Here is a 24103-nt window from a genome sequence, read left to right on the forward strand (position 1 = left end):
GTTTCTTTAATTAGGAAAGAATGGCTTGCCTATGCCTCTCATGGTTGAGATGGCTCTTTAATTAAGGGAATGGGCATATTGAACCGATACGTTACGAACCTATCCGCCATATCGTAGCGATACGTTACGTAGAAACGGGTTTCTTAATTACCTAGGTAATTGGCTGCATTGGGAAGCCGCTACGCAACCTACCGAACGACACGCAACGCAGCGCCGTCATGCCTGTCCCTATTACGTACTGCGCGGGCGAGACGTGCTGCCACAGACCCGGCGGCTTTTTGAACTGCGTCATCGGCAAGGTGGGCATAGCGCAAAGTTGTGGTCAGGTTCTTGTGGCCCAGAATCTCTTTCAAAGTGAACGGGTCGATCCCGTCTTTCATCGCGACGGACGCATAGGTGTGACGCAGATCGTGGATACGCACGTCATTCAAACCGGCCCGTTCCCGAATGCGCCGCCATGGACGCTCCAAATCGGTGATATGCCCGTTCTCGGTCAAGCCCAAGATCACATAGGGGTTTCCGTCACGGCGCGGCAGTTGCATGAGAATGTCGTAGGCTTCTCGCGGCAGGGGGATGCGTCGTCGCCCCGTCTTACTGTCGGGCAGGTCCAGATGGGTGTAATTCACGTAGTCCCATTTGAGTTCCGCAATCTCGTTGCGACGACAGCCGGTCAGCATCAGGAGCATGAAGGCTGAGACCACATGAATGGTCTCGCTGCCCTCCTCCAAGACCTCTTCGAAGGCGACGCCCAAACGATATTGCTCCTCCTCGGAAAGATAGCGCTTCTTTTCCTCCTCGCGATATTTCTTGATCCGGCGTGTCGGGTTGGTGCCTTCGTCGCGCAGGCCCCAATCTTCTGCCGTGTTGAACATCTTTGACAGAACCATCAGCGTCCGGTTCGCGTGATAGGGCGTGTTCCTCATATCGAAGTGCAGAGCGGCTACATCGGCGCGCTTCACGTCTTCGATCAGATAGGAACCAAGGCGCGGCTGAACATGATTGCGAATGATCGTGCGATAGCTGCGCACGGTCGAGGGTTTGCAATGCTGCTCGGCGTATTCCTCTAGGAAACGGTCACAGAGCGCCGCCATGGTCGGGGCATGACGCACACGCCGTTTGTCCTCGGCAGGATCGGCACCTTGCGCAATATGCCCGAGGTGGCGCATGGCGAGTTTGCGCGCCTCGTCTGTGGTCAGCGGGCCATGCTGGCCGAGTGTCATCCGCCGCGAACGCTTTCCGACGCGGTACTGAATGACATAGGTTTTCTTGCCGGTTGGATAGACACGAACCCCGAAACCACGCACCTCACTATCCCATTCGAAATAGCTTTGCGGTTTCGTCTCCAACCCTTCAATCGCGCGCTTTGTCAGTTTCATTTTACTGTCTCCTCAAACCATCGGCGCGAAATCGGGAAGCTATAAGGAAGCAAAATGCGCCGAAACATGGCGTTATCTCTGCGGCATGAGCGCAAAGGCGGTCAATCTAAGTTTTTGTTTTAAATATATTTTTGTCAGTGTGGCGCAAATGGGCGAAATCGGGAGAAACCGCCTGAGCCGAGCTTCTAATCAGCAGGTTTGGGGTTCGAGTCCTCAAGGGATCGCCACTAAAATCAACTGTCTCAGGACTTCTTTGAAGGGGCGTCAGACCGTGGTGACATACGAAGGATGGTCGTCCTGTCATTTTCTGGCGCGTGGTAGCCCTGCCAATCTTTGCCTGAACCGGGTTTCCTTTACAGCGACGAATCCTGAGCATTCTGATGCGTTTCGAGCCGCTCAAGATCGCGCATCGTGTCGATGTCAGAAAGATCCTCCAAAGGCGTCGGCACTCCCAGTGCGCCAGACATGAGGCGCCGCGCGCCCCCCTCGCCACGTTGCGGAAGAAGGTCGATTGCCTGTCGGGGCAGGATCGTCGGAACGCCGATGTAGTCGGTGGACTCGGTTGCGATGATGCGGTCGGGATGCTGGCCCGATGCGGTGAGAAGCGCCAAGAGATGTTCGGGACGGATCAACGGCATATCGGCCAAGCAGATACAAAAATGGCTGACCTCTCCCGTTCCCTTGGCGCCGAGTTGGAGCGAAGACAGCATGCCGCCGTCAGCCGTCGGATTGGTTAAGATGTTGAACCCGGCCTCGGAAAATGCGCCGTGCCACTCTGCCGGTGTCGAGCAGACAAGGATTTTTTCGGCCCAGTTGAGCCCTGAGTGAGCCCGCAACGCGTGATGGGCGAGAGGGCGCCCCCAAAGCGGTTGCCCCAACTTGTCCTGCGCCCCAAATCTGCGTGAGGCCCCGGCGCCAAGGAGGATTAACGCGGTGCGCGCCGCGATCTTTTGGGGGTCAACAGGCATCGAGCGTGGCTTCTCGATGCGCGATGATTTCTGCGAGGGCAGAGACAGCAATCGCATGGGCGTTGCGCGCCTGCGCAAAGAGCCCGATCGGGGCATGAACCCGCGCAAGCTGTGCCTCGGTTGCGCCCCCTTCCTTGAGAAGGGCCACGCGTTTCGCATGTGTGCTGCGTCCACCGAGACAGCCAATGTAACCCGCCTCGCTGAGGATCGCGCGCTGCAGCACCGCGACATCGCCTTCGACATCGTGACGCAACAGGGCGATGGCGGTGTCCGCATCCGCGGAGCTTAGCGCTGCCATGTCATTTTGAATCACCTCAAGGCCCGCGCTTTCGGCAAGTGTCGCAAAAGTTGTGGCCTCATACCCCGTCCCAAAGAGCAAAATCCGCAGGGCAGGGCGATACCGCGTCACAAAGCAAGACCCATGCCAACCGCTCTCTGTGGCAGCCGAGGTTGTGAGCGTTTGCGTGTCCCGATCATAGCAAAGCGACGTCGGTCGGCGCTGAGCAAGGGCCGCGCAAGCGTCTCGCAGCGCCACGTCGTCACGCAGCACATGGATTGTCAGCCCAAGCCCGCCGCCACAGGGCAACACGATGTCGAAAAACGGTGAGCCTTTGCCAAAACGGACAAAACGATCTGTGCCCTCCGTCAGCGCGTCAAGGGCTTCGCGCGCGGCGGCGGCTTCGATACAGCCGCCGGACACATAGCCACAGTACCCGCCGTCGGAACGAAGGGCGATTTGCGCGCCGAGACGCCGGGAGGAGCCATCTACGATCTCGGTCAGCGTCACGAGGCCGCAGTTCAGCCCATCAGAGAGCGCCTCTCGGGCAAAGTTCAGGATGGCTTCCGGATCATCTGATTGCCGGGCCGGAAATGGCGCCACGGGCGTTTCGCCGTGAAACGGTTTCATGTGGTTTGCCTTCCTAATCCGGCGTCTCCAGACCGTGCGCTCAGGTCCTGTCCCGTTTAAGTTTCAATCGGTTCCTGTCAGGTCGCGTCCCTGCCACTATGCCTCTCTCGATGTTCAATGCTCAAGGCAAGAGTAGGGGGATTTGCAGCGCTAAGGGAGGCCCGTTGACCTTGGTCCTCAGGCCCATGGCTGACAGGATTTTGTCCTCGGAGAACTTGTTGTGGGAAACCCTATCCGCCCTTTATCCGCTGCATGAGGTAAATCTCGTTCGATGGTGCGAGGGGGCGGTGCCGTCCGCCGTTGATGATTTCTCCATCAACGGCGACCGAAATACCGGCCTCGAAAATCGGACCGAGACCGGGGTAGGCCTCCACCAGCGCATCGAGCATCTTGCCGATGCTGCTGGCCTCCACTGTGACGACCTCAAGACCACCGGTAAACCGGCGCAGGCCGGCCCACAGATGAACGGTGAGTTCACTCATTCTTGCGATGCCTTCAGAGCGGCGAGGACTTTGGTCGGGGTCATCGGCAGATGCGACATCCGAACGCCGGTCGCACCCTGAATCGCATTGGCAATCGCGGGCAGCGGTGGCGTGATCCCCGTTTCCCCCACGCCGCGCACCCCGAAGGGGTGGCCCGGATTGGGAACCTCGACGATCATCGTGTCGATCATCGGCAGGTCAGAGGCCACGGGCATGCGGTAGTCGAGGAAGATGGGGTTCTGAAGACGACCATCCTTGCCGTAGACATATTCCTCATTGAGCGCCCAACCGATGCCCTGAACGGCACCGCCCTGATACTGGCCCTCCACATAGGACGGGTGGATCGCCCGGCCTGCATCCTGCACCACGAGGTAGCGCAGAATTTTGGTGAGGCCGGTTTCGGGATCAACCTCGACGTCCACAACGTGACAGCCAAAGCTGGCCCCAACCCCATCGGGCACGGATTCATGGTGGCCAGAGATCGGACCGCCCGTCGATCCCATGTTTTTCGCGATGTCCTTGATGCTCATCGGAGGGTAGTCGCCCGCGTTCGGACCCGCAGGTTGCGCGGCGCCGTCGACCCATTCGACAGCCTCTTCATCAATGCCCCATTCATTCGCAGCGCGTCGGCACATTTCCTTGATCGCGGCGCGGGCGGCGATGGTGGCGGCCTTGCCGGTGGCAAAGGTGGCGCGGCTCCCGTGGGTCGGTTCGTTGACGCCAAGCGCGCCGGTTTCCACCACGTTCACGCGAACATCTTCGTAGGCGATCCCAAGTGTTTCCGCGACCATAAGGGCAATCGAAGCACGGCTGCCGCCGATGTCTGGCGTTCCGACGGACACCTGCGCGGTGCCATCCTCGGAGATCGCCATGGACACGGAGGTCTCGCCGTTGTGGTTGAACCAATAGCCAGAGGCCACGCCGCGTCCCTGATTGGGGCCGAGCGGCACCGAGAGGTTCGGGTGCTTTGCGGTCGCTTCCAGAACCTCGACGAGACCGATGGAACCAAAGGTCGGACCATAGCTGGCCTGATCCCCTTCGCGCACGGCGTTCTTGAGGCGCACCTCCATCGGATCGAGATCCAGCTTGCGGCACATTTCGTCGATCAGGCTCTCGACCGCGAAGGCGCCCATCGGCGACCCCGGTGCGCGGTAGGCGGCGCATTTCGGGCGGTTGGCGAGCACGTCATAGCCAATGTGTTCGACATTCTCGATCTTGTAGGGCGCAAGACAGCAATAGAGCGCCATGTCCACGGGCGCGCCGGGGAAGGCCCCGCCTTGCATCCGAAATTCGGCACGGGCGGCGGTCAGTTTGCCGTCCTTGGTCATGCCGATTTTCACGTCCATAGAGGCCGATGCGGTCGGCCCGGTGGCACGCAGCACTTCGGAACGGCTCATGACGATCTTGACGGGACGCCCGCCGGCCTTTTGCGACAGCGCAAGGGACAGCGGCTCCATGAAGATCGTCGTTTTGCCGCCAAATCCGCCGCCAATCTCGGACGGCGTCACGCGAAGCTGCGCAGCGTTGAGGCCCAAAACGGCCGAGCACATCTGGCGAATGAACCACTGACCCTGCGTGCAGACCCACATCTCGCCTTTGCCATCGGCCCCCAATTGGCCGAGGCAGGCATGGGGTTCGATATAGCCTTGGTGGGTGGCTTCGGTCTTAAAGCTCCGCTCCATGACAAGATCGGCGTCTTTGAAGCCCGCCGCCGTGTCACCGCGCCCAAACTCAAAGTATTTGACGACATTGGGCGGCATGCCTTCGGGCACGCTGGCGTCGGCGGCTCCTTCGCGAATGACCGGCGCATCGGGTTTGATGGCGTCATCCACATCCGTCACATGCGGCAGAACCTCATAGTCCACCTCAATGAGCCGAACGGCCTCCTGCGCGATCAGGCTTGAGGTCGCAGCGACGGCGGCAATGGCGTGACCATCGTAGAGCGCTTTCTCGCCCGCCATCGTGTTTTCCTGAAGGTTCCACTCCTCGCCGGTGAGGCCCGTCGGGAAATCCGCGCGGGTCACGACGGCTTTGACACCGGTGAGGGCCTCTGCCTTCGAGGTGTCAATCTTGAGGATTTTGGCATGGGCGTGCGGGCTGCGGAGCACCGCGCCCCAGAGCATCCCCGGCGCCGTGATATCCGCACCGTACCGCGCGCGGCCCGTGACTTTGTCCAGACCATCGGGGCGATTGGGGCGGGTGCCGACGAGACGGAATTCTTTGATGTCATCTTTGGGCATCAGGCCGCTCCTCTCATCTCAGACGCGGCGTCCATGACGGCACGAATAATTTTGTCATACCCCGTGCAGCGGCACAGATTGCCCGCGAGCCAATAGCGGACTTCGGTCTCTGTCGGGTCGGGGTTTTTCTCCAAGAGCGCCTTGGCCGCGACGAGAATACCCGGCGTGCAGAACCCGCATTGCAGAGCGGCGTGTTCGACGAATTGGCGCTGAAGCGGGTGGAGCTCTTCGCCGTTCGCCATCCCTTCGATGGTGGCGATCCGCTTGCCCTGCGCCTCGACGCCGAGCATCAGGCAGGAGCTGACCAGAACCCCGTCCACCGTGACCGAACAGGCACCGCAATCGCCGGTCCCGCAGCCTTCTTTCGAGCCCGTGAGCCCGAGGTGATCGCGCAGGCAATCGAGAAGCGTTTCGCGCGGGTCCGCGAGGAATTCGACCTCGTCGCCGTTGACGACAGTCGTGACATGGATCTTGCTCATTGGGCGTCTCCCTTTGCGCGGCTGTAAGCGATATGTGCGACCCGTTTGGCGAGCACGCCCGCGACGTCGGTTCTGAATTCCGCCGTGCCGCGTTTGTCGTCAATCGGATTACAGGCGGCTCTCACGGCGGTGACGAGTGCGTCAATTGCCGTGTCATCGAGCGTGCTTCCGATCAGCGCAGCCGCCGCATCCGGCACAAGCCGCACGGTCGGCGCCACCGCGCCCACTGCAACGCGGGCCTCTGTGATGGTGTCGCCGTCCACGCGCAGGCTGATCGCGCATCCCGCAACGGCAATGTCCATTTCCGTGCGCGGCGTGAAGCGTTGATAGGCGTCGCCCCCATGCGCCCCGCGCGGCGGAATGAGGATGCCGGAGATCACATCACCGGGCGAGAGCGTTGTTTTCCCCGGTCCTGCCGGGATGTCTTCGACCGGGACGGTGCGCACCCCCGTCAGACCCGTGATCTCCACAGAGGCCTGAGCGGCAACCAAACCCGGCACGCTATCTGCGGCGGGGGATCCGTTGCAAAGATTGCCGACAAGTGTCGCGCGGCCCTGAACCTGTGTCGATCCCACGAGTTCCATGCCTTCGACGACACCGGGCCAGTCGGCCACGAGGTCCGCATGATCGCCGAGGCGTGCGCCGGAGACGGCAATGCCGATCCGCCAGCCGCCGTCGGGCGTGCGGGTGATGTCCTGCGTGCCCGGAATGTGTTTCAGGTCGATCAGGGTATCCGGCAACACGGTGCCGGAGCGCATCTGGACGAGAACGTCTGTTCCGCCCGCGAGAAAGCGGGTCAAACCTGTCGCTTCTGCCGCGCGTTTTGAGGCGTCCTCAAAGGATGATGGGGTGTGAAAATCCACGGGGTCCTCTCGGTCATTTGAATTGTCTCAACGTCAACAGTGTGAGCAATAGCCAGCGTTTGTCAAACCACGCTGCATGCAATCGGGGTACAGCATTTCTGCCAAGCCCCAGTCCAAATTGTCAGTTGACCTCAGATTTTGCCAAAGCGGGCATGGGTCTCATGCATGAAATCTTGGGCGAAAGGAGGTATCGTTTCGCGCTGGTCCTGCGCGGCGGCCTCTCGATGAGAGGTTTGTGAAAATCAACTGTGAAACTTAGCCCAAAGCACTTGAGAGCATCTTGATGGACGTGGCGGCGAGGAAAACCGCAAAGGTCAGTTTGATCCATTTCCTGTCGAGTTTGTGCGCGAGTGCGGTGCCGACGGGCGCGAAGGACACCGTGAAGGGCAAAATCAGAAGCGCTGCGGGAATGCTGACAAATCCCAAAGAGAAAGGCGGACGAGAAGGAACGCCAAGACCAGAGAGGATAAACCCCATGACGGCCGGGATGGCGATCAAAATCCCAAAGGCGGAGGCCGTTCCGATGGCGCGTTTGATGTCAAAGGAAAAGGCACTCAAGGTCGGCACGGAGAGTGTCCCCCCGCCGATCCCCATCAGCGATGAAAACCCGCCGATGATGTAGGATATGACCACATTGACGAGACGGTTTCGGGGGAGATGTGAACTCAGGACGAGTGTTTTTGGCGTCGCCATATTGAGGGCCACCAACAAAGCGATGGTGCCGAACACAAGCTTTAGCCCTGACGCCTCGATATATTTTGCCGCAAGCCCGCCCGTGAGTGCGCCGAGCATGAGGCCGGGGGCCCAGAGTTTGAGCAGAGAGAGATCGACACTGCCGCGTTTGTGATGCGCCCTTGCCGATGAGATCGATGTGAAGATGATTGTCGCCAAAGAGGTCGCGACGGCCATTTGCATCGTGAGGTCCGGCGGAAAATCCATGAGGGTCAAAATCCAGAAGAGGACCGGAACAAGGACGATGCCGCCGCCAACGCCAAGCAAGCCCGCCATGATCCCGGCGAGGATCGCGGTGGCAATCACGCCCGCGATGAGCGCAACGAGGTCAAGCAAGGCCATATCCGTCATAGAGTCATACATATCCGTGCGTTAGAACCCAAGCGCCATGCCGTCTTTTCGCGTGTCGCTGCCGCCGATGAGAAAGCCCGTGTTTTCACAGATGCGGATCGCTTGGCTGCCTCCGATCGGGCTTGTTTGCACCGCGAGTTTGTGACCACGGGCGGCCAAGTCGTTGCGAACGCTTTCGGAAATGCCGGGTTCAATCTGGAGTATATCGCCCTCGGCAAAACTGCGCGGCGCATCCATGGCCGCCTGAAGCTCCATGCCGCGATCGAGGAGGCCCGACAACAGCGCCGCGTGACCTGCCGCCTGATACTGGCCGCCCATGACGCCGAAGGGCATGACCGCAGCGCCGTCTTTGCAAAGCATGCCGGGAATGATGGTGTGCATCGGCAGCTTGCCCGGCCCGATCGCGTTAGGATGACCTTTGATGAGGCGGAAACTTGCCCCGCGTGACTGAAAGAGAACGCCTGTCGCAGGATCGAGACGGGTGGAGCCGAAGCCGTGAAAGAGGGAGTTGATAAAGCTGATCGCATTGCCATCTCGATCCACGACGCACAGGTAAACTGTGTCTTTATGCGGCGGCTCGTCCCAAAGCGCGGGGGGCGCGGCGCGCGCCATGTCGATCCGACTTGCGAGCTTGTCCACGACCTGATCCGACAGCAAGGTCTCTGTAATGTCGGGGCAGGCGGCAGGATCGCCGATCAGCGCGTCGCGGTGGTGATAGGCGAGTTTGACCGCTTCGGCATGGAGGTGGATGCGATCGGCCTCTGACAGGGTCTCGCCCATGTCGAACTTCGACAGGATTCGCAGGATCAGAAGGGCAGCAAGCCCCTGACCATTGGGCGGACATTCGAGGACATCGTACCCGGCATAGCGTGTCGAAATCGGCTCGACCCAATGGGCTTGATGTGCGCCTTTGTGGAAGTCCTCTTCGCTATGGAGCCCTCCAAGCGCCTTGAGATGCGCCACCATTTTGGCGGCTGTCTCGCCTTCGTAAAAGCCTGCGACCCCTTTTGCGGCGATCTCGCGCAGGCGGGTGCCGAGCAGAGGTTGTGCATGACGTTGGCCTGCCTTGGGCGCCACGCCGTCGGGAAGGAAAAGTGCTGCGGCATGGGGGTCGCCACTGACCAGTTCGGCGCAGGCCGCCCAGTCCATCGCGACGCGTGGCGTCACCGGATAGCCGTTTTCCGCATAGTGAATCGCACGTGCAAAAAGCCGGTCCAGAGGAAGCGAGCCATGGTCTGCATGCAAACGGCACCACGCCGAGACAGAGCCCGGGATGGTCACGGCATGCGGGCTCGTCTGAGGGATTTCAGTTCCGAGCCCGGCGGCCTTCAAGGCCTCTAGCGTTGCAGCGGCAGGGGCGCGGCCTGAACCGTTCAAAGCCTTGATTTTGCCGCCCTTCGGGGCATAGATCGCGAAACAATCCCCTCCGATGCCGGTCATGTGCGGTTCGACCACACATTGAACCGCGACGGCGGCGATGGCGGCATCGACCGCATTTCCCCCGGCTGACAGGATGTCGAGACCTGCGGCGGTGGACAGAGGGTGCGAGGTGGCGATCATGGCCTCTTGCGCGAGGGTGCTGGGACGGCGGGCAGAGAAGAAATCGAACATATCTAAGCTCCTTGGGTTATGCAGGGAGGGGCGCGGCCAGCGGTGCGCCGTGGGTCAGGTCGAACGAAAGGCTTGAACAGGGCTCGCCTAGGATGTGGAGGCTGTTTTCGAGAGCTCGGCGTTTGAGAGCGGAGCGTCACGCATGAGATTTCAGGCGCTCGAATGCGCCCCGAAAAAACACCAAGGCATCGCCTCCAGAGGCAGAGCGCGCACTGACCACTCGGCCAATCACAATCGCGACGTCGTCTTCTTCGACGATTTGGGACAGTTCACAGTCCATCACCCCAAGCGCTGTTTTCAACGCGGGCGCTCCGGTTGAAAGTGTGTCCCAATCGTCCGTCTCGAAAGGTTTGGGGCCACTTTTGCCGAAAGCGCCAGCGAGGTCCGAGGCCTCGGCCGGCAGGAAGTTGAGTGAAAATCGGCCGGTTTGAACGATATCCGCGAGGGCAGAGGTTTTGCGATCAATCGAGACCAGCATTTTCGGCGGGCTGGCCGAGACATGGGCCGCAGAGAGACCTAGAAAACCGTTTGGCTGTCCCGCCTCGTTTCGGGTCGTAACGATCGTCGCGCCGATGGGACGTTCGCCGATGATTTGCCAAAAGGCGCGGGCCTCGATCTTGTCGGTCAGTTCATGGCTCATATCAGTCTCTTCCAGCCCTTCATGGGGCCTGTTCACCCTCTCGTCACGCGGCGCTTTGCGGGGCGCGGCAAGGGCAATCCATTTGTCTATTTCTTCTGCAAGATCAGCTGGATCATCCGCTCTCTCAATCATCCTTTTGGTTGATAGCCTGGCCGGTGAAGAGTGATGCAATATGCCGTTATCAAAAAACACATCATGACGGCGTGCTGACACTTTGAACGCCTTTCCAAGGTCATCCCTGCCGTCGATCCCCGATTTCATCCTCGACGTGAGCCAAAGACAGACCCGTGTCTTGGCCGTGGAACGGAAGTCTCTCGGGGACGCAACTATAGGAAATCTGCATGAGGTATTATCAAGCGCAATATGTTTGCCCAATGGCGCGCCTGCAGTCGGTGGTCGTGAAATGAAGGGAGATCGTTTTGGGCTGACGCGGTTGGTCTGCGTGTTCGCAATCGGCACCTCCCTGATGGGAAGCACCGCACCAAGCCCTCTTTACGGCACCTACGTGACTGTCTTCGGGTTGAGCGATGTTATGGCGATGGCCATTTTCGTGGTCTATGCGATCGGCATTTTGTCATCGCTGTTGATCACCCCCTTCATGGCACGCATTCTGCCACGCCAAGAGATGGTCCTTGTGATCGGGCTGTTCATTACGGCCTCGGGGCTCATCTGCTTTGCACTCGCCGATCACGTCGCCATGCTCTACGCCGGGCGCATTCTGAACGGTGCGGGGGCGGGGATGATCACCGGAATTGCCTCCGTGCGCCTCTATGAATTGGCGCCGGAGAAAGTACGGGCACGGGCGGCGATGGTGTCGACCCTGGCGTTCAGTATCGGGGCGGCCATCGGGCCAATGCTGACGTCTTTGGCTTTGGCGGTGGATGTCGCCCCTACACTCATTCCGTTTCTGACAATCGCCGCGCTGTGCGGTGTGGCGCTTGTAGGAGTTCTTCTGTCTCGTTGGCCCGATCATATAAGGCCCGTTGAGGTCCCGGATGTCATCGCCGACGGTCATGTGGTGCGGCATATTTCAAGCAATTTTCAGAACAGGTTCTTTGCCCTTGCTTGCATGGGGCTGGGGCTCAGCTGGTATTGTGCCTCGGTTCTGATGGGGTTGGGGCCGCATATCGGTGTGCAACTCTTTGGCTTGGGATCGGCGGGCTTGGCGGGATTGTTGCCAGTGATTTTCCAACTCGCGAGCGGCGTTGGACAGATCGCTCTGGGCCGCAAGGATTCGATCGGGGCAATCATTTTGGGCGGTGTTGGGATGACTGGATGCCTTGTCGTTTTGTTGCTTGGCCTACAAGTCACGAATGGTCTGTTGCTGTTGCTCGTCATGCCGCTCATGGGCGCATTCTACGGTGCGATTTTTGTGGGCGCACTGGGGTTGGCGAACCAGGCCGCTCTGCCGGAAAAGCGGACCGAATATACGGCATGGTTCTACGTGGCCGGTCATCTCTGTGGTCTGACGCCGACGATGGCGATGGGTTTCATCGTCGGGAGTATTGGGTTGGAGCGGGCGTTTTATGCCTTTGTGGCGAGCATGACGGTTTTGACGTTTGGGCTTTGCTTCCTGGCGCTTGTCTGGTTGCGGGCAAACAGAGCCGCCACTGGCGTTGTCGCGCAGACTTGATAGCCCCGACCAAGTGGAAAGCGCGCAAACCGCGCGCTTTCCTGTCAGGTCGTAGCAATCTCGGGCCAGAGATGCGCCCAGGGACGCGCCGTTTCAAATGCGGCGGAGGCGGCCATGACCAAAGGATCGTCGAGGTGCCGTCCGATGATCTGAAGGCCGACGGGCAATCCGGTTGATGTCATGCCGCAGGGCACTGAGGCGGCCGGCTGTCCGGTGTGGTTGACAGGCCAGAGCGACGGCAGCCCTCCCAACAGGCTTTCGACCGGCGCACCCTCGATCGTGTCAGGGCCGTATTGGTCGATGTCGAAGGCGGGGTAGGCGACCGTGGGACAGAGAAACAGGTCATATTTGGACATAAAACGCCACATGCGCATGACCACCTCTTGTCGCTGTCTGGCGGCATCCGTCAACGCTTCGGCGCTATAGGATTGCTCCATGGCGGCGCGAAGATGCGGCATGTAGATCAGCCCCTTGCGGTGCAATTCACGCATGCCGCTGAGATCGCTGTCGCGCAGAATGATCATCCAGTGCAGATCGAGCATATCCGACAGATCCGGGGCATCTTCGACGACCTCGCAACCAAACTCCGTGGCGAACACTTGAGCCGCTTCTGCCGTCAATTGCCGGACGTCGGCATCGACACGACAGCCGCCAAAATCCGGGGTGTAGGCAATGCGTTTGCCGCGCAGATCCTGCTGCAGGGTCTCCAGCCAATCAAACTCCGGGCCGGGCAGGGAATGGCAATCGCGCATGTCGGGGCCGGAGACGACCTTGAGCATGAGTGCGCTGTCTTGAACCGTGCGGGTGAGGGGACCGATATGTTCGGTGCTTTCCCATGACGAGAGGCCCGGATAACGCGGATCGCGGCAGCCGGGATAGGCCGGCACGCGCCCGAAGGAGGGTTTCATTCCGAACAATCCGCAGAAAGACGCAGGGCTGCGGATCGACCCGCCGCCATCGCTTCCCAGCGTCAGGGACCCCATCCCCGCTGCAACCGCCGCAGCGCTGCCGGCGCTCGATCCGCCCGGCGTTTTGTCCGTGTTCCAGGGGTTCCGGGTGGTGGGCGAGATGTTGTTGTGGCCAACGGCGCCATAGCCCAATTCGGCCGTGTTGGTCTTGCCCAACAGGATCGCACCGGCGTCTTTCAAACGTTCAACGACGATATCGTCCTCGTCGGGCACGAAGTCCTTATAGGCTTCGGAGCCCAACATGGTGCGCACCCCTTTGGTGCAAATCAAGTCCTTGAGAGAGACCGGCACACCATGCAGCGGCCCAAGCGGCGCGCCCGCCATGACGGCTGCTTCGGCTTTCTGCGCCGCATCCATCGCCATGTCTGCGGTGAGCGTGCAAAAGGCGTTGAGCACCGGGTCGAGCGCGTCGATCCGGTCCAGAACGGCGCGTGTCACCTCGACGGGGGACAGCTGTTTGTTTCGAATGCGCTGGGCTTGCTCTGTGCCGGACATCCGGCTGATGTCATCAGATCCCGTCATTTGGTGGCCCATGACATCGCTGCGTGATCTCCGAGGGTTTCGGAGCGAGAGGGGGATGTGAACGCGATGTGACGGACACCCAGACTTGCCAAAAGGCGCGCCGCGGTCTCCTCGTCGTTCCTGTCATTGTCCTTCTCGGGGCCGGTGAGGGATTCGGTATGCAGGACGACGAACGCACCGCGCCGCTCATGCGCGATCCTGTCGAAAGAAAGATGGCGCATATCGTTTGGACGCGCCCCGATTGCGAGACCGAAGAGATCGTTTGCCGGATCGAAATGCCTGACATGGCAGGCCAAAGGCTCAGGCGCCGTGATGTCGCCGCAAGTCAACACGAGATGGCGCGCGCCCTTCGGTTCTTCGCGAATGCCCAACACCGTGCAAGGGCCAAGCGCCGCATCCTGCAAGGAATGTCGGGCTTCAATCTGGAAACCGTGTCTCGCTTTACAGAATTTCAGAAGATCGGAATAGCGTCCGATTTTAAGGCCGTGCCGCGCGGCGATGATCTGTAAGTCGTCCGGTCCGGCCAAGTCACCGACTTCGTTCAGAATGTCGCAAATCGTTGCGGCCGGTTCGAGATCGGCAAGCTGGCAAAGTTCGATGGCAGCCTCGGACCGCTCCTGTCTGGCGAGGATGCCGCCGGAATGCGCGCAGAGCGGAAAAACATGACCGGGGGTGACCACCGCATCGGCTGGGCTATCGGGATGATAGGCGGCCAAAATCGTCTGCGCGCGGTCGCTGGCGGAAATCCCGGTGGAGACGCCGTCCTTTGCTTCAATCGACTGATAGAACTCAGGCGTGCCCGGATGTTTGTTGCGACGGGGCAAGGGCTTTAGCCCCAGTGCCTTGATGCGCTCGGCGCTCAGGCCGAGGCAGACCAGACCTCTGCCATGGGTGGCCATGAAATTGACGGCCTGCTCGCCCGCGAAACGCGCGGGGATCGTGAGATGCGCACGAGGCTGTTCGGACAGGTCGTCAAGTTGAATGACCATCTTCCCGGCAGCGACGTCTTTGATCAGCGCCTCGATCGGGGCGAATTGCGGGGTGCGGGCATTTGCGGGGCTTTCGCGCCATGTGCTTGTCATCCGTGCATCTCCGCGAAGCGCCCGAATTGACCGTTCATATACAGCAGCGGGTCGGTCGGGGTCTCGCCGATTGCGGCGTCAATTCTGGCGATCAACAGACAGTGCGTGCCGTGGTCGAGGGAATTTTCGACTTTGCAAAAGAGTGTTGTGGCCGTCTCGCGCAGCCATGGAAGCTGGTGACAGTCCTGTTTCGGCGCATCGAGACGTGCCCAGTCGCCATGGTCGAACCGCTCCTGAGCGGGGGCATGCGCGATGGCTGCGCCAAGATCCTGCTGTGCTGCGGGTAAAATGCCAAGTGAAAAGGCCCCCCTTGCTTCGAGGGCGCGAAAGGCAGAGGCGCTGCGATTCACACAGACCAGCAAGGAGGGCGGGTCAAGCGACACGGAGGTGACAGCGGTGGCCATCATGGCGTGGCGCTGGCCTTCATGCTCGGTGGCGACGAGCGTGGCCGTGGCGCCGACACCGCGCCAGAGTTGGCGGAAAAGATCTGCTGTGACGTCTGGAAGGTCCTGTTCAGCGGACATGGGCAAAGGTCGAAGTGACTGCATGTTTGAGGGCTTTCTAAATGCTATTTTGGGACAGGCGCAGTGGCGAGACGCAGGGATCTATCCGGCGGGTCTCATCCGGTTGCGCGCTCAGGGAATTGCTCGACCGCGAACGGGCAGGCGACGCGATGATCCGCGCCGATCTCTTGCAGAGGCATATCGCGTGTCGAACAGCTTGGCTGTTCGATCGGGCATCGCCCGGAGAGGCGGCAGGCCGCAGGCGGATCAATGGGGGTTGAGATTTCTCCGTCCAGCCGCACGCGTTTGCGCGTGACGCCCCATTCCGCGACTGGCGCCGCAGAAATCAGGGCGCGCGTATAGGGGTGGCGGGGGTTGTGAAAGATGTCTTCGGTCGGACCCTGTTCGACGATCCGGCCAAGATACATCACGGCCACCTCATCGGCGACGTGACGCACCACAGGAAGATCGTGGCTGATGAAGAGGAAGGCGAGGTTCAGTTTGACCTGCAGTTCTTTGAGCAAAGCGAGGATTTGACCCCGGACGGAGACATCGAGAGATGCCGTCGGCTCGTCCAGCAAGACGACTTCGGGGTTGATCGCAAGCGCGCGGGCTATGCCGACCCTCTGACGTTGACCGCCGCTCATTTCATGTGGGTAGCGATCCAGATGTGCCACAGTGAGGCCCACCATTTCGATCAGCTCATTCAGGCGGGTGGTGCGTTGTGCCGCGTTCAGGTGCGAATGCAGCTTGAGCGGTTCTTCAAGCACTTTGCGGACCTTCATGCGCGGGTTAAGCGATGCATTCGGGTCCTGAAAGACCATCTGAAGTTGCCGGTATTTTTCGACCATCTGGAGCGGCGTCAGAGGGAGAATAGAGTTCCCGTGCAAGATGACATCACCCGCACTCGGCTCAATCAATCGCATGATACAGCGCGCCACAGTGGATTTGCCCGAGCCGCTTTCTCCGACCAGAGCCACCGTGCGCCCCGGCTGAAGATCGAAATCGACGCCATCGATGGCATGCAATTTCTGACCACGCCCGACCGGGAAGTGCTTTTGTAGGTTGCGGACCTGCACGATGGGGTAGTTTTTGGGATAGGTTTTCATTCGGCTGCCTCCGAAAGCTGGCTGGCCGCCAAGAGACGCTGCGTATAGTCGTTTTGCGGCGCGGTGAAGATTTGTTCGGTACTTCCTGTCTCCACGACGTGGCCCCGGTTCATGACCACGACATGATCACATGTCTCCGCCACGACGCCGAGGTCATGGGTGATGAGACAGACCGTCAGGGCGCGCTCCCGCGCAAGACCAAGCACGAGATCCATGATTTCGGCCTGTGTGGTAACATCAAGTCCCGTGGTCGGCTCGTCGAGGATCAACAGGTCAGGCGTGCAAATCAGAGCGGCCATGGCGATCATCGCGCGCTGTGCCATGCCGCCGGAGAACTCGTGCGGATATTGCTTTGCGCGGCTCTCGGGTTCGGGGATATGGACGCGGCGCAAGGCTTCGATGGCATGTTCCATCGCCGCGCGGCGGCTTCCGCCGTGATGGAGTCTGTAGGTGTCTGCAAGTTGCCGTCCGATGGTAAAGACCGGATTCAAGGCGGCGCGTGCGTCTTGAAAAACCATGCTGATCCGACTGCCGCGCAACTTGTGCAATTCGCGCGCGTCGACTGACGTCAGGTCGATCCCGTCAAAGCAAATGCTGCCGGAGATATGCCGGAAGGACGGGGGGTGCAGTCCGAGCACCGAAAGGGCGGTGACGGATTTGCCGCTGCCCGTTTCGCCGACAACGGCCGTGAGCTTGCCACGTTCCAAGGCGTAGCTGACATCGTATAAAATCTGGGTCACGTCGCCGGTCTCTTTGGCAAACCCGCCGCTGAAGCTGCTGATCTTGAGAATGGGATCGGTCATGTGCGCCTCCGGGGGTCGAAGAGATCAGAGAGGGCGTCGCCGAGCAGGTAGAAGGCCCCCGTCATGCCGAGGATGGCCACGCCCGGAAATAAGGACACCCACCACTGGCCGGTCATGATGCCGTCTTGGCCGCGGGCGATCATATTGCCCCATTCCGGTGTGTCCGGGCTGAGCCCGATGCCGAGAAAACCGAGGCTCGCGATCACCAGAACGGCGAAGGCGGCGTTGATGGATGTGAAAGCCAAAAGAGGTCCAAGGCAGTTGGGCAGGATGTGCTTGAACGCGATCCCCCACGAGTTGTTGCCGACCAGTCGGGCGGCTTCCGCATATTGCCAATCGCGGCGCGAACGCACTTCTCCGCGCGCAAGCCGCAAGTAATCGGGCATGCCGACAAAGGCCAGAACTGCAATGACATTGACCACCCCGGCGCCGATGGTCTGAACGATCAACATGGCAAAGAGAAGCGCGGGGAAGGCCTGAAAAATCTCGACCATGCGCATGATGACGGAGTCGATCATGCCACCGAAGTAGCCCGAGATCGTGCCGAGAAAGGTGCCGATGCTGAAAGACAGGAAAACTGCGACGAGCGAGATGCCAAGATCGTAGCGTGTGCCCGCCATCAGGCGCGACAAAAGATCGGTGCCCAGACGGTCTGTGCCAAGGGGAAAGGCCCAACTGGGAGACGCATAGCTTGGTCCCACGCCGGGCATGGCCGGATCATGTGGCGTCCAGAACAATGAGAGTAGGGCAATCCCCACGTAGAAGATCAAAAGCCCCGCGCCGAGCCACATTGAGAGTGAGAAACGCGAAAGCATTGCGGCCGTGCGCGTGGGGATGACTGCGAACAGTCGGCGGCGCACTGAGAGGGGAGGGGGACTGCTTATGTCCGTCTGTGTGGTTGGCATCGCTTTTTTCCATTTACCTCGAGAATCCGCGACCACTCTGAGGGACCCAAAACTTGGGGAGGCGGGCGGAGATGCTGAAACTATGCGGAGCAATTTCGCGGGTCGGAATAGCGACTTGGGCCTTTGTAATTCGAAAGGTTGACAAGAGCTGCGGTCCAAAAGACCTGACTGCCTCGTTCTGATTAAAACTTATGCGACAGAATAATGTTTTCCGCTCGAAACGTGGGGATAGCCCTTGCTGCGTTGAGGGGGCGTGCGGTCATCCACCGAAAGTATGATTGAGAGTTTTGGACGCTTGCCGACATTTTTTAAACGGCAGGCCCAATGATCTTGGCTTGCAACTCTTCACTATCGCGATTGTCGGCCGAGCACGGTTCTCGATGAGCGGCCAATCCAATCGTGCCTAAGGAAATGCCAACTTTTCCCTGAGAAACTGAGAATAGGATCAAAGTATGACGTCAAGGTTTAAGGCGAAACCCATGATACAGGGCGCGCTGACAGCAGCTGCGATGCTGTTTTCATTGACGGCAGCCCAAGCGCAGGATGACCGCCCTCTGGTCCGCGCGATTGCTGCTGATTTTAACAGCATCGACCCTGCGGACACGCGGTCCGAGCAAGACCAGGATCTGGTGCTCAACCTCTATGACAAACTGGTCGAGGTGAAATTCGAAGAGCGCCCCGACGGCGCATTGAATGGCGATGCCTTTGAAGTCATTCCCAATCTTGCGGAATCCTGGGACGTGGATGGTCCGGTTGTGACCTTTCATCTGCGTGACGATGTGACGTTCTATCCGACCGGAAATCCGATGACCGCGGATGATGTGATCTACAGTTTTACCCGATTGGTCTCCTTGCCCACCAATGGCAAAAACCAAGCCTCGGTCGCGGGTCTTTTTACGCCCGATCAGTTCGAAAAGATTGACGATTATACCGTGCGCATCACCCACATGGATGGCCCGGAAGGAAATCCGGCTGAGGTTGCGGTGCGCCTGACCTCGATGAAGTTCCTTCAGTTCGGGATCATCGACTCTGTCGAAGCCAAAAGCCACGCCACCGAGGACGATCCATGGTCGCGCGATTGGTTGCAAAAGAACGTCGCATCGACCGGCCCGTATTACATTTCCAAGCACACGCCGAACCAAGAGATCGAGCTGACCGCCGTACCGGATCGGGCCTGGGGGCCACAGTCGAACTTCAACAAGATTCTCCTGCGTGTCACCGGCGATGCCGACATCGTTTCTCTGGTCCGTGGCGGGGTCGTTGACTACGCAGGCGAAGGGCTGACCGGCCGTCAGTATACCGCGCTCGAAGATGCGGGTTACCCGGTGTTGTTTGGCGAAACCCCGGACATCTTGCGGTTGTCCATGGCGGTCGACAAAGAGCCCTTTACCGACCAGACCGTGCGCCAAGCCATGCTTTATGCTCTGCCGATCCAGCAGATCATCGACGTTGCTCTCGGTGGTCGAGGGGCAGCGTCGCCCTGTGTTTACAACCCGCTCGACATCACCTGTAACAACAGCTTTGCCCGCTACGACTACGATCTCGACAAAGCGGCTTCGCTGCTCGAAGAGGCGGGCGTCGAGGATCTGACCTTTGATCTTTGGTACTCGAACGCGCTGCCGTACAACGACGATGTGGCCATTCTGATCAAGAGTTCGCTTGCCCAAATCGGCGTGACCGCCAATCTCAAAGGCACCCCTGAAGTGCAAATCAAATCCGCCGTGCGCGATCGCATTTATCGCGAGAACGAAACCATGAGCGGCATGTATTTTGAAGGCGGTGCCTTCTGGCTGGCGGACCCTGTGACGCAGACCAACTGCTGCCTGACCAGCTGGTCGGACCGTGGCGGCAGCTGGAACTGGTCGCGCTTTGACGATCCGCAAATCGACGAATGGCATTACGCCTATCGTCACTCGGCGGATACGGAGGCCCGTCTCGACGCCTACCACAAAATTCAGGACCGACTGGCCGACGCAGCGGCGAACCAAGTGCCGTTGGCGGTGATGGGGCGCACGGTTGCGACGTCCAAACGTATCGAAGGCGTCACCTTCAGCCAAGAACCCTACGCGCGGTACACCTATCTGAAACTGCGCGACTGACGGCCTGAGCCGTCTGCGAAGAGCCGGTTTCCCCTGGCTGGCTCTTCGCTCGATTTTCCCGATGCGGTTCCTTTCCCGTCAAGCAACGGCTGCGACCCCTCGCGCGCCCATGCCGGATCGCAACACAAGACATCAAAGACCGGGCGGCACATTCGCAGACGCCCGAAACGACCTAGGAGTACACTTCACAAATGGCACAATCACAATTTCATCTCGGCTGGTTCCTTGGGAACAGCTACGGTGTCCATGGATGGCTCGATCAGTGGGGGGGCAGAACGGCCCAAAACTGGTCTGATCCCAGCCTGCAAATCGACCTTGCACGCGCCATCGACCGCGCCTGTTTCGACTTTGTCTTGCTGGAGGATTCCTCTTTCGTGCCGGACAACTACGGCAGCTCGATGGATTTCTACCTGAAACGTGCGAGCCGGGCGCCCAAGAACGATCCTCTTCCCTTGGTGCCGCTGATGCTGCAAGCGACGAAACACGTTGGCATCGTTCCGACGATCTCGACGTCGTTTTACCCGCCATTCCTTCTGGCCCGCCTCATGGCCACGCTGGACCTCATGTCCGAAGGCCGCGTCGGGTGTAACTTTGTCACCTCGACGGCAGAACGCGCGGCTCAGAACTTTGGCCTGACGGAGCATATCGAGCACCACGCCCGCTACGAAATGGCGGATGAATTTGTCGAAGTCGTCAAACAGCTTTGGGACTCCTGGGATGCCGATGCCGTCGTGGGCGACGAAGCCGGCCAGATGTTTGCCGACCCCTCCAAGGTGCGGCCGATCAATTTCGAGGGCAAATACTTCTCGTCGCGCGGTCCGCTCAACACCGCACGCCCGGCGCAGGGGCATCCGGTTCTGGTCCAGGCCGGCGGGTCGCCGCAAGGGCGCGCCTTTGCCTCCAAGCACATGGATGTGGTGATGGCTGCCGTGTCCACCGTCGAGGAGATGAAGAAGTTCCGCGAAGATATTCGTGCGCGTGCGATTGCCAACGGACGCGACCCGGACAGCTGCAAGGTGGTCTATCAGTTCTTGCCGATTGTGGCCGAGACGGACTCGCAGGCGCAGGAAATTCTGGCCGCGCGGCGTGCGGCGAAAGATCCCGCCGATATTCTTGCGGGCATGGGCAGCATCTTTGACATCGATTTTTCCGTCTATGACCTTGATGAACCCTTGTCCGAGCTGACGACCAACGGCCAGCAAGGCACGTTCCAACGGTTCATGGCGATGGGCAACACGCTGCGTGAGATCGCCGACAGCTTCCACTTTGCCCTCGATGAGGTTGCGGGCTCGCCAGATACTGTGGCGGCGCAAATGCAGGAGATGATGGAAGAGGCCGGTGGTGATGGCTTCTTGATCGCAGGCGATCTGAACCGGCGCTACATCGCCGAGATCACCGATGGCCTGGTGCCTGCACTGCAAAAACGCGGTCTTGTTCGCACCGGCTTTAGCGGCACGCAATTCCGCGAAAACCTGATGGAATTTTGATCCCAGACCTAGCGTAAGGATATGCAAATGGTTCTACTTCGCGTTCTTCTAAAGCGTATCTTCTGGATCATCCCGGTCGCGTTCGGGGTGGTCACGATCACCTTTTTCACCACGCGACTGTTCAACGGTGATCCGATCGAGCTTTATGCCCCGACCGAAGCGAGCACGGAGATCCTTGAAATGCTCCGTGCCGATCTTGGGCTCGATGAGCCTTTGTCGATGCAGTTCGCCCGCTACATGGGAGACCTGCTACAAGGCGATCTCGGGACGTCCTTTTCGACCGGCAATCCGGTGATGGCGGATTTGACAAGTCGTCTTCCCGCGACTTTGGAGCTTGGCATTCTTGGTTTGATCGTGGCGGTCGTCTGTGGTGTCCCTCTGGGGGTCATGGCGGCGGTCAACCGTGAACGGTGGCCCGATTTTCTGATGCGGATCATCGCTCTGATCGGGATGGCTATTCCGCAATTCTGGATCGGGCTCATCCTTTTGATGGTGTTTTTCGTCCAGCTCAATTGGTTGCCTGGACCTGTGGGGCGGCTGCCGCTTTGGGTCGATCCGCCGCCTGTGGTGACGGGGTTTCTGTTGATTGACACCTTGCTTGATGGCGATCTGGAAAAGTGGGTGCAGGCGCTGCGTGCCTTGGTCTTGCCGACGATCACTCTGGGTCTCTGTACGCTTGCTCCCATCGCCCGCGTGACCCGGTCCGCCATGGTCGAAGCGTTGCAAAGCGACTATGTCCGGACCGCCCGGGCCATGGGACATGGCGAGCGTATTGTCCTGTTCCAATACTGTCTGCGCAATGCGCTCATGCCCATCATCACGCTGCTTGGCGGTGTCATTGGCTTTATCTTCGGAGGCGCGGTGTTGATCGAAGCCATCTTCGGATGGCCCGGTGTCGGCCAATATGCACTTCAGGCGATCCAGCAATCCGATTTCGTGGCGCTTCAGGGGTTCGTCATCTACGCCTCCCTCCTGTACATCCTGACATTCCTCGTCGTGGACTGTCTTTATATTTTGATCGATCCCCGCGTGCGGGCCTGAGTTGATCAGAAAGGACGATGCCAATGTCGCTGGATATGATCCTCTCAAATGTGCGTCTGCTCGGTCGGGAAGAGCTTGTCGATCTCGGGGTCCAGAACGGGCGCATTGCGGCCATCGCCCCATTTCTCAACGCGGAGACTCCGCGTTGGGACGGGGGCGGGGCGCTGGCATTTCCGGGTTTTGTCGATAGCCATGTGCATCTCGACAAGGCCTGTATTCTCGACAGATGCGCGATCTGTGAGGGCACGCTGACCGAGGCCATTCAACAAACTGCGGCCGCCAAGGCAAAATTCACGGTGGAGGATGTCTACGCGCGGGCGAAGCGGGTTTTGGAAAAGGCCATTCTGCAGGGCACGAACCGTATGCGCACCTTTGTCGAGGTCGACCCGCGCGCAGGCTTCAGGTCGCTTGAGGCCATCACCGCGCTTCGTGCAGATTACAGCCATGCCATCGATCTCGAGATTTGCGCCTTTGTTCAAGAGGGGCTGACACAAGAGATGGACACCTTCGCCATGCTCGATGCCAGTTTGAACATGGGGGCAACCCTTGTTGGAGGATGCCCCTACGCGGACCCTGACCCCGATCAGCATATCTCCTTGATCTTTGAGCTGGCCCGAAAGCAAGATGTGGATGTCGATTTCCATTTGGATTTCGACCTGGACCCCTCAGGGTCGGCCATTCCCGCTGTCTTGCGTGCGACCGAAACCTACGGCTACGGCGGGCGGGTTTCCATCGGGCATGTGAGCAAGCTTTCTGCCATGGCGCCGGAGGACGTGCAAAACATCGCGAGGCGTATGTCCGATGCCGGCGTCGCTTTGAGCGTTCTACCCGCAACTGATCTGTTCCTGATGGGGCGGGACAGGACAAAATTGGTGCCCCGAGGCATGGCGCCCGCAGATGTTTTGAGAGAGCAGGGGGTCGTGACCTCGGTCGCGACAAACAATGTGCTCAATCCGTTCACACCTTTCGGCGATGCGTCGCTGTCGCGGATGGCAAACATGTTCTCTAATGTTGCGCAGCTTTCAAGGGACAGCGATCTGGAGGCGGCCTTTGCGATGGTGACGTCTGACGCGGCCCGCCTCATGCGCGTGCCCGATTACGGGATCGAGATCGGCGGGGTGGCGGATGTTGTTCTCATCGACGCGCCTGATGCCGCATCGGCTGTTCGCGAGATCGCGCCGGTGCTGGCCGGTTGGAAAGCAGGGAAGCAGACGTTTGAACGTCCCCGTGCGCGGCTGATTAAACCATAAAGCCTTGAGGGCCGCCAAAGCGGTCCTTGGTGTTTATCGTGATTTATACTGT

21 protein-coding genes are annotated in these 24103 nt (G+C 59.8%); 5 read left to right on the forward strand and 16 right to left on the reverse strand.

Annotated elements, in window-relative coordinates; genetic code table 11:
* Window positions 1–188: 188 nt before the first annotated feature.
* From LC094_RS10230 to LC094_RS10275, 10 genes are all read right to left on the reverse strand, one after another.
* Window positions 189–1376: a site-specific integrase gene (locus tag LC094_RS10230; RefSeq protein ID WP_226552562.1), complete on the reverse strand. Its 1188-nt coding sequence runs from the start codon at window positions 1374–1376 to the stop codon at window positions 189–191.
* Window positions 1377–1729: 353 nt separating this feature from the next.
* Complete coding sequence (locus tag LC094_RS10235; RefSeq protein WP_226552564.1) at window positions 1730–2344, reverse strand: nucleotidyltransferase family protein; 615 nt, start codon at window positions 2342–2344, stop codon at window positions 1730–1732.
* Window positions 2334–3251, reverse strand: coding sequence for an XdhC family protein (locus LC094_RS10240; RefSeq protein WP_226552566.1), 918 nt, complete (start codon window positions 3249–3251; stop codon window positions 2334–2336). The genes LC094_RS10235 and LC094_RS10240 overlap by 11 nt, the downstream gene beginning before the upstream one ends.
* Window positions 3252–3481: 230 nt before the next feature.
* Window positions 3482–3733, reverse strand: coding sequence for a MoaD/ThiS family protein (locus tag LC094_RS10245; protein ID WP_226552568.1), 252 nt, complete (start codon window positions 3731–3733; stop codon window positions 3482–3484).
* The gene (locus LC094_RS10250; RefSeq protein ID WP_226552570.1) at window positions 3730–5973 is read right to left on the reverse strand and encodes a xanthine dehydrogenase family protein molybdopterin-binding subunit; all 2244 of its coding nucleotides are present in this window, start codon (window positions 5971–5973) and stop codon (window positions 3730–3732) included. Before LC094_RS10250 ends, LC094_RS10245 begins: the two co-directional genes overlap by 4 nt.
* Entirely contained in the window at window positions 5973–6452 is a 480-nt protein-coding gene (locus LC094_RS10255; protein WP_226552572.1) for a (2Fe-2S)-binding protein, read from the reverse strand. Before LC094_RS10255 ends, LC094_RS10250 begins: the two co-directional genes overlap by 1 nt.
* Complete coding sequence (locus tag LC094_RS10260) at window positions 6449–7315, reverse strand: FAD binding domain-containing protein (protein ID WP_226552574.1); 867 nt, start codon at window positions 7313–7315, stop codon at window positions 6449–6451. The genes LC094_RS10255 and LC094_RS10260 overlap by 4 nt, the downstream gene beginning before the upstream one ends.
* 255 nt (window positions 7316–7570) lie before the next feature.
* The gene (locus LC094_RS10265; protein ID WP_226552907.1) at window positions 7571–8389 is read right to left on the reverse strand and encodes a sulfite exporter TauE/SafE family protein; all 819 of its coding nucleotides are present in this window, start codon (window positions 8387–8389) and stop codon (window positions 7571–7573) included.
* Between the two features lie 30 nt (window positions 8390–8419).
* Window positions 8420–10009: a gamma-glutamyltransferase family protein gene (locus LC094_RS10270; RefSeq protein WP_226552576.1), complete on the reverse strand. Its 1590-nt coding sequence runs from the start codon at window positions 10007–10009 to the stop codon at window positions 8420–8422.
* Window positions 10010–10145: 136 nt separating this feature from the next.
* Complete coding sequence (locus LC094_RS10275) at window positions 10146–10910, reverse strand: flavin reductase family protein (RefSeq protein WP_226552578.1); 765 nt, start codon at window positions 10908–10910, stop codon at window positions 10146–10148.
* Between the two features lie 142 nt (window positions 10911–11052).
* Between LC094_RS10275 and LC094_RS10280 the strand changes: the two genes are divergently transcribed.
* On the forward strand, window positions 11053–12282 hold the full coding sequence (locus LC094_RS10280) for an MFS transporter (protein WP_226552580.1): 1230 nt from the start codon (window positions 11053–11055) through the stop codon (window positions 12280–12282).
* Window positions 12283–12326: 44 nt separating this feature from the next.
* Here the strand turns inward: LC094_RS10280 and LC094_RS10285 are convergent, their stop codons facing one another.
* The 6 genes from LC094_RS10285 to LC094_RS10310 form a co-directional block, all read right to left on the reverse strand.
* Entirely contained in the window at window positions 12327–13772 is a 1446-nt protein-coding gene (locus tag LC094_RS10285; protein WP_226552582.1) for an amidase, read from the reverse strand.
* Window positions 13769–14854, reverse strand: a complete 1086-nt coding sequence (locus LC094_RS10290; RefSeq protein ID WP_226552584.1) for a 3,4-dihydroxy-2-butanone-4-phosphate synthase — start codon at window positions 14852–14854, stop codon at window positions 13769–13771. Before LC094_RS10290 ends, LC094_RS10285 begins: the two co-directional genes overlap by 4 nt.
* Entirely contained in the window at window positions 14851–15402 is a 552-nt protein-coding gene (locus LC094_RS10295) for a flavin reductase family protein (RefSeq protein ID WP_226552586.1), read from the reverse strand. Before LC094_RS10295 ends, LC094_RS10290 begins: the two co-directional genes overlap by 4 nt.
* 71 nt (window positions 15403–15473) lie before the next feature.
* On the reverse strand, window positions 15474–16466 hold the full coding sequence (locus LC094_RS10300; protein ID WP_226552588.1) for an ABC transporter ATP-binding protein: 993 nt from the start codon (window positions 16464–16466) through the stop codon (window positions 15474–15476).
* A complete protein-coding gene (locus tag LC094_RS10305) occupies window positions 16463–17269 on the reverse strand; it encodes an ABC transporter ATP-binding protein (RefSeq protein WP_226552590.1) in 807 nt (268 codons plus the stop codon). Before LC094_RS10305 ends, LC094_RS10300 begins: the two co-directional genes overlap by 4 nt.
* The gene (locus tag LC094_RS10310) at window positions 17266–18084 is read right to left on the reverse strand and encodes an ABC transporter permease (protein ID WP_226552592.1); all 819 of its coding nucleotides are present in this window, start codon (window positions 18082–18084) and stop codon (window positions 17266–17268) included. Before LC094_RS10310 ends, LC094_RS10305 begins: the two co-directional genes overlap by 4 nt.
* Before the next feature lie 569 nt (window positions 18085–18653).
* Between LC094_RS10310 and LC094_RS10315 the strand changes: the two genes are divergently transcribed.
* The 4 genes from LC094_RS10315 (at window position 18654) to LC094_RS10330 (ending at window position 24051) form a co-directional block, all read left to right on the forward strand.
* Window positions 18654–20273 (forward strand): ABC transporter substrate-binding protein, encoded by a 1620-nt coding sequence (locus tag LC094_RS10315; RefSeq protein WP_226552593.1) that lies wholly within the window; start codon window positions 18654–18656, stop codon window positions 20271–20273.
* Between the two features lie 191 nt (window positions 20274–20464).
* Window positions 20465–21760, forward strand: a complete 1296-nt coding sequence (locus tag LC094_RS10320) for an NtaA/DmoA family FMN-dependent monooxygenase (RefSeq protein WP_226552595.1) — start codon at window positions 20465–20467, stop codon at window positions 21758–21760.
* Between the two features lie 27 nt (window positions 21761–21787).
* Entirely contained in the window at window positions 21788–22801 is a 1014-nt protein-coding gene (locus tag LC094_RS10325; RefSeq protein WP_226552597.1) for an ABC transporter permease, read from the forward strand.
* Between the two features lie 23 nt (window positions 22802–22824).
* Window positions 22825–24051 (forward strand): amidohydrolase family protein, encoded by a 1227-nt coding sequence (locus LC094_RS10330; protein ID WP_226552599.1) that lies wholly within the window; start codon window positions 22825–22827, stop codon window positions 24049–24051.
* Window positions 24052–24103: the final 52 nt, after the last annotated feature.

It is taken from the genome of Celeribacter naphthalenivorans, assembly GCF_020524585.1.
GTDB classification, from domain to species: Bacteria; Pseudomonadota; Alphaproteobacteria; order Rhodobacterales; family Rhodobacteraceae; genus Celeribacter; species Celeribacter naphthalenivorans.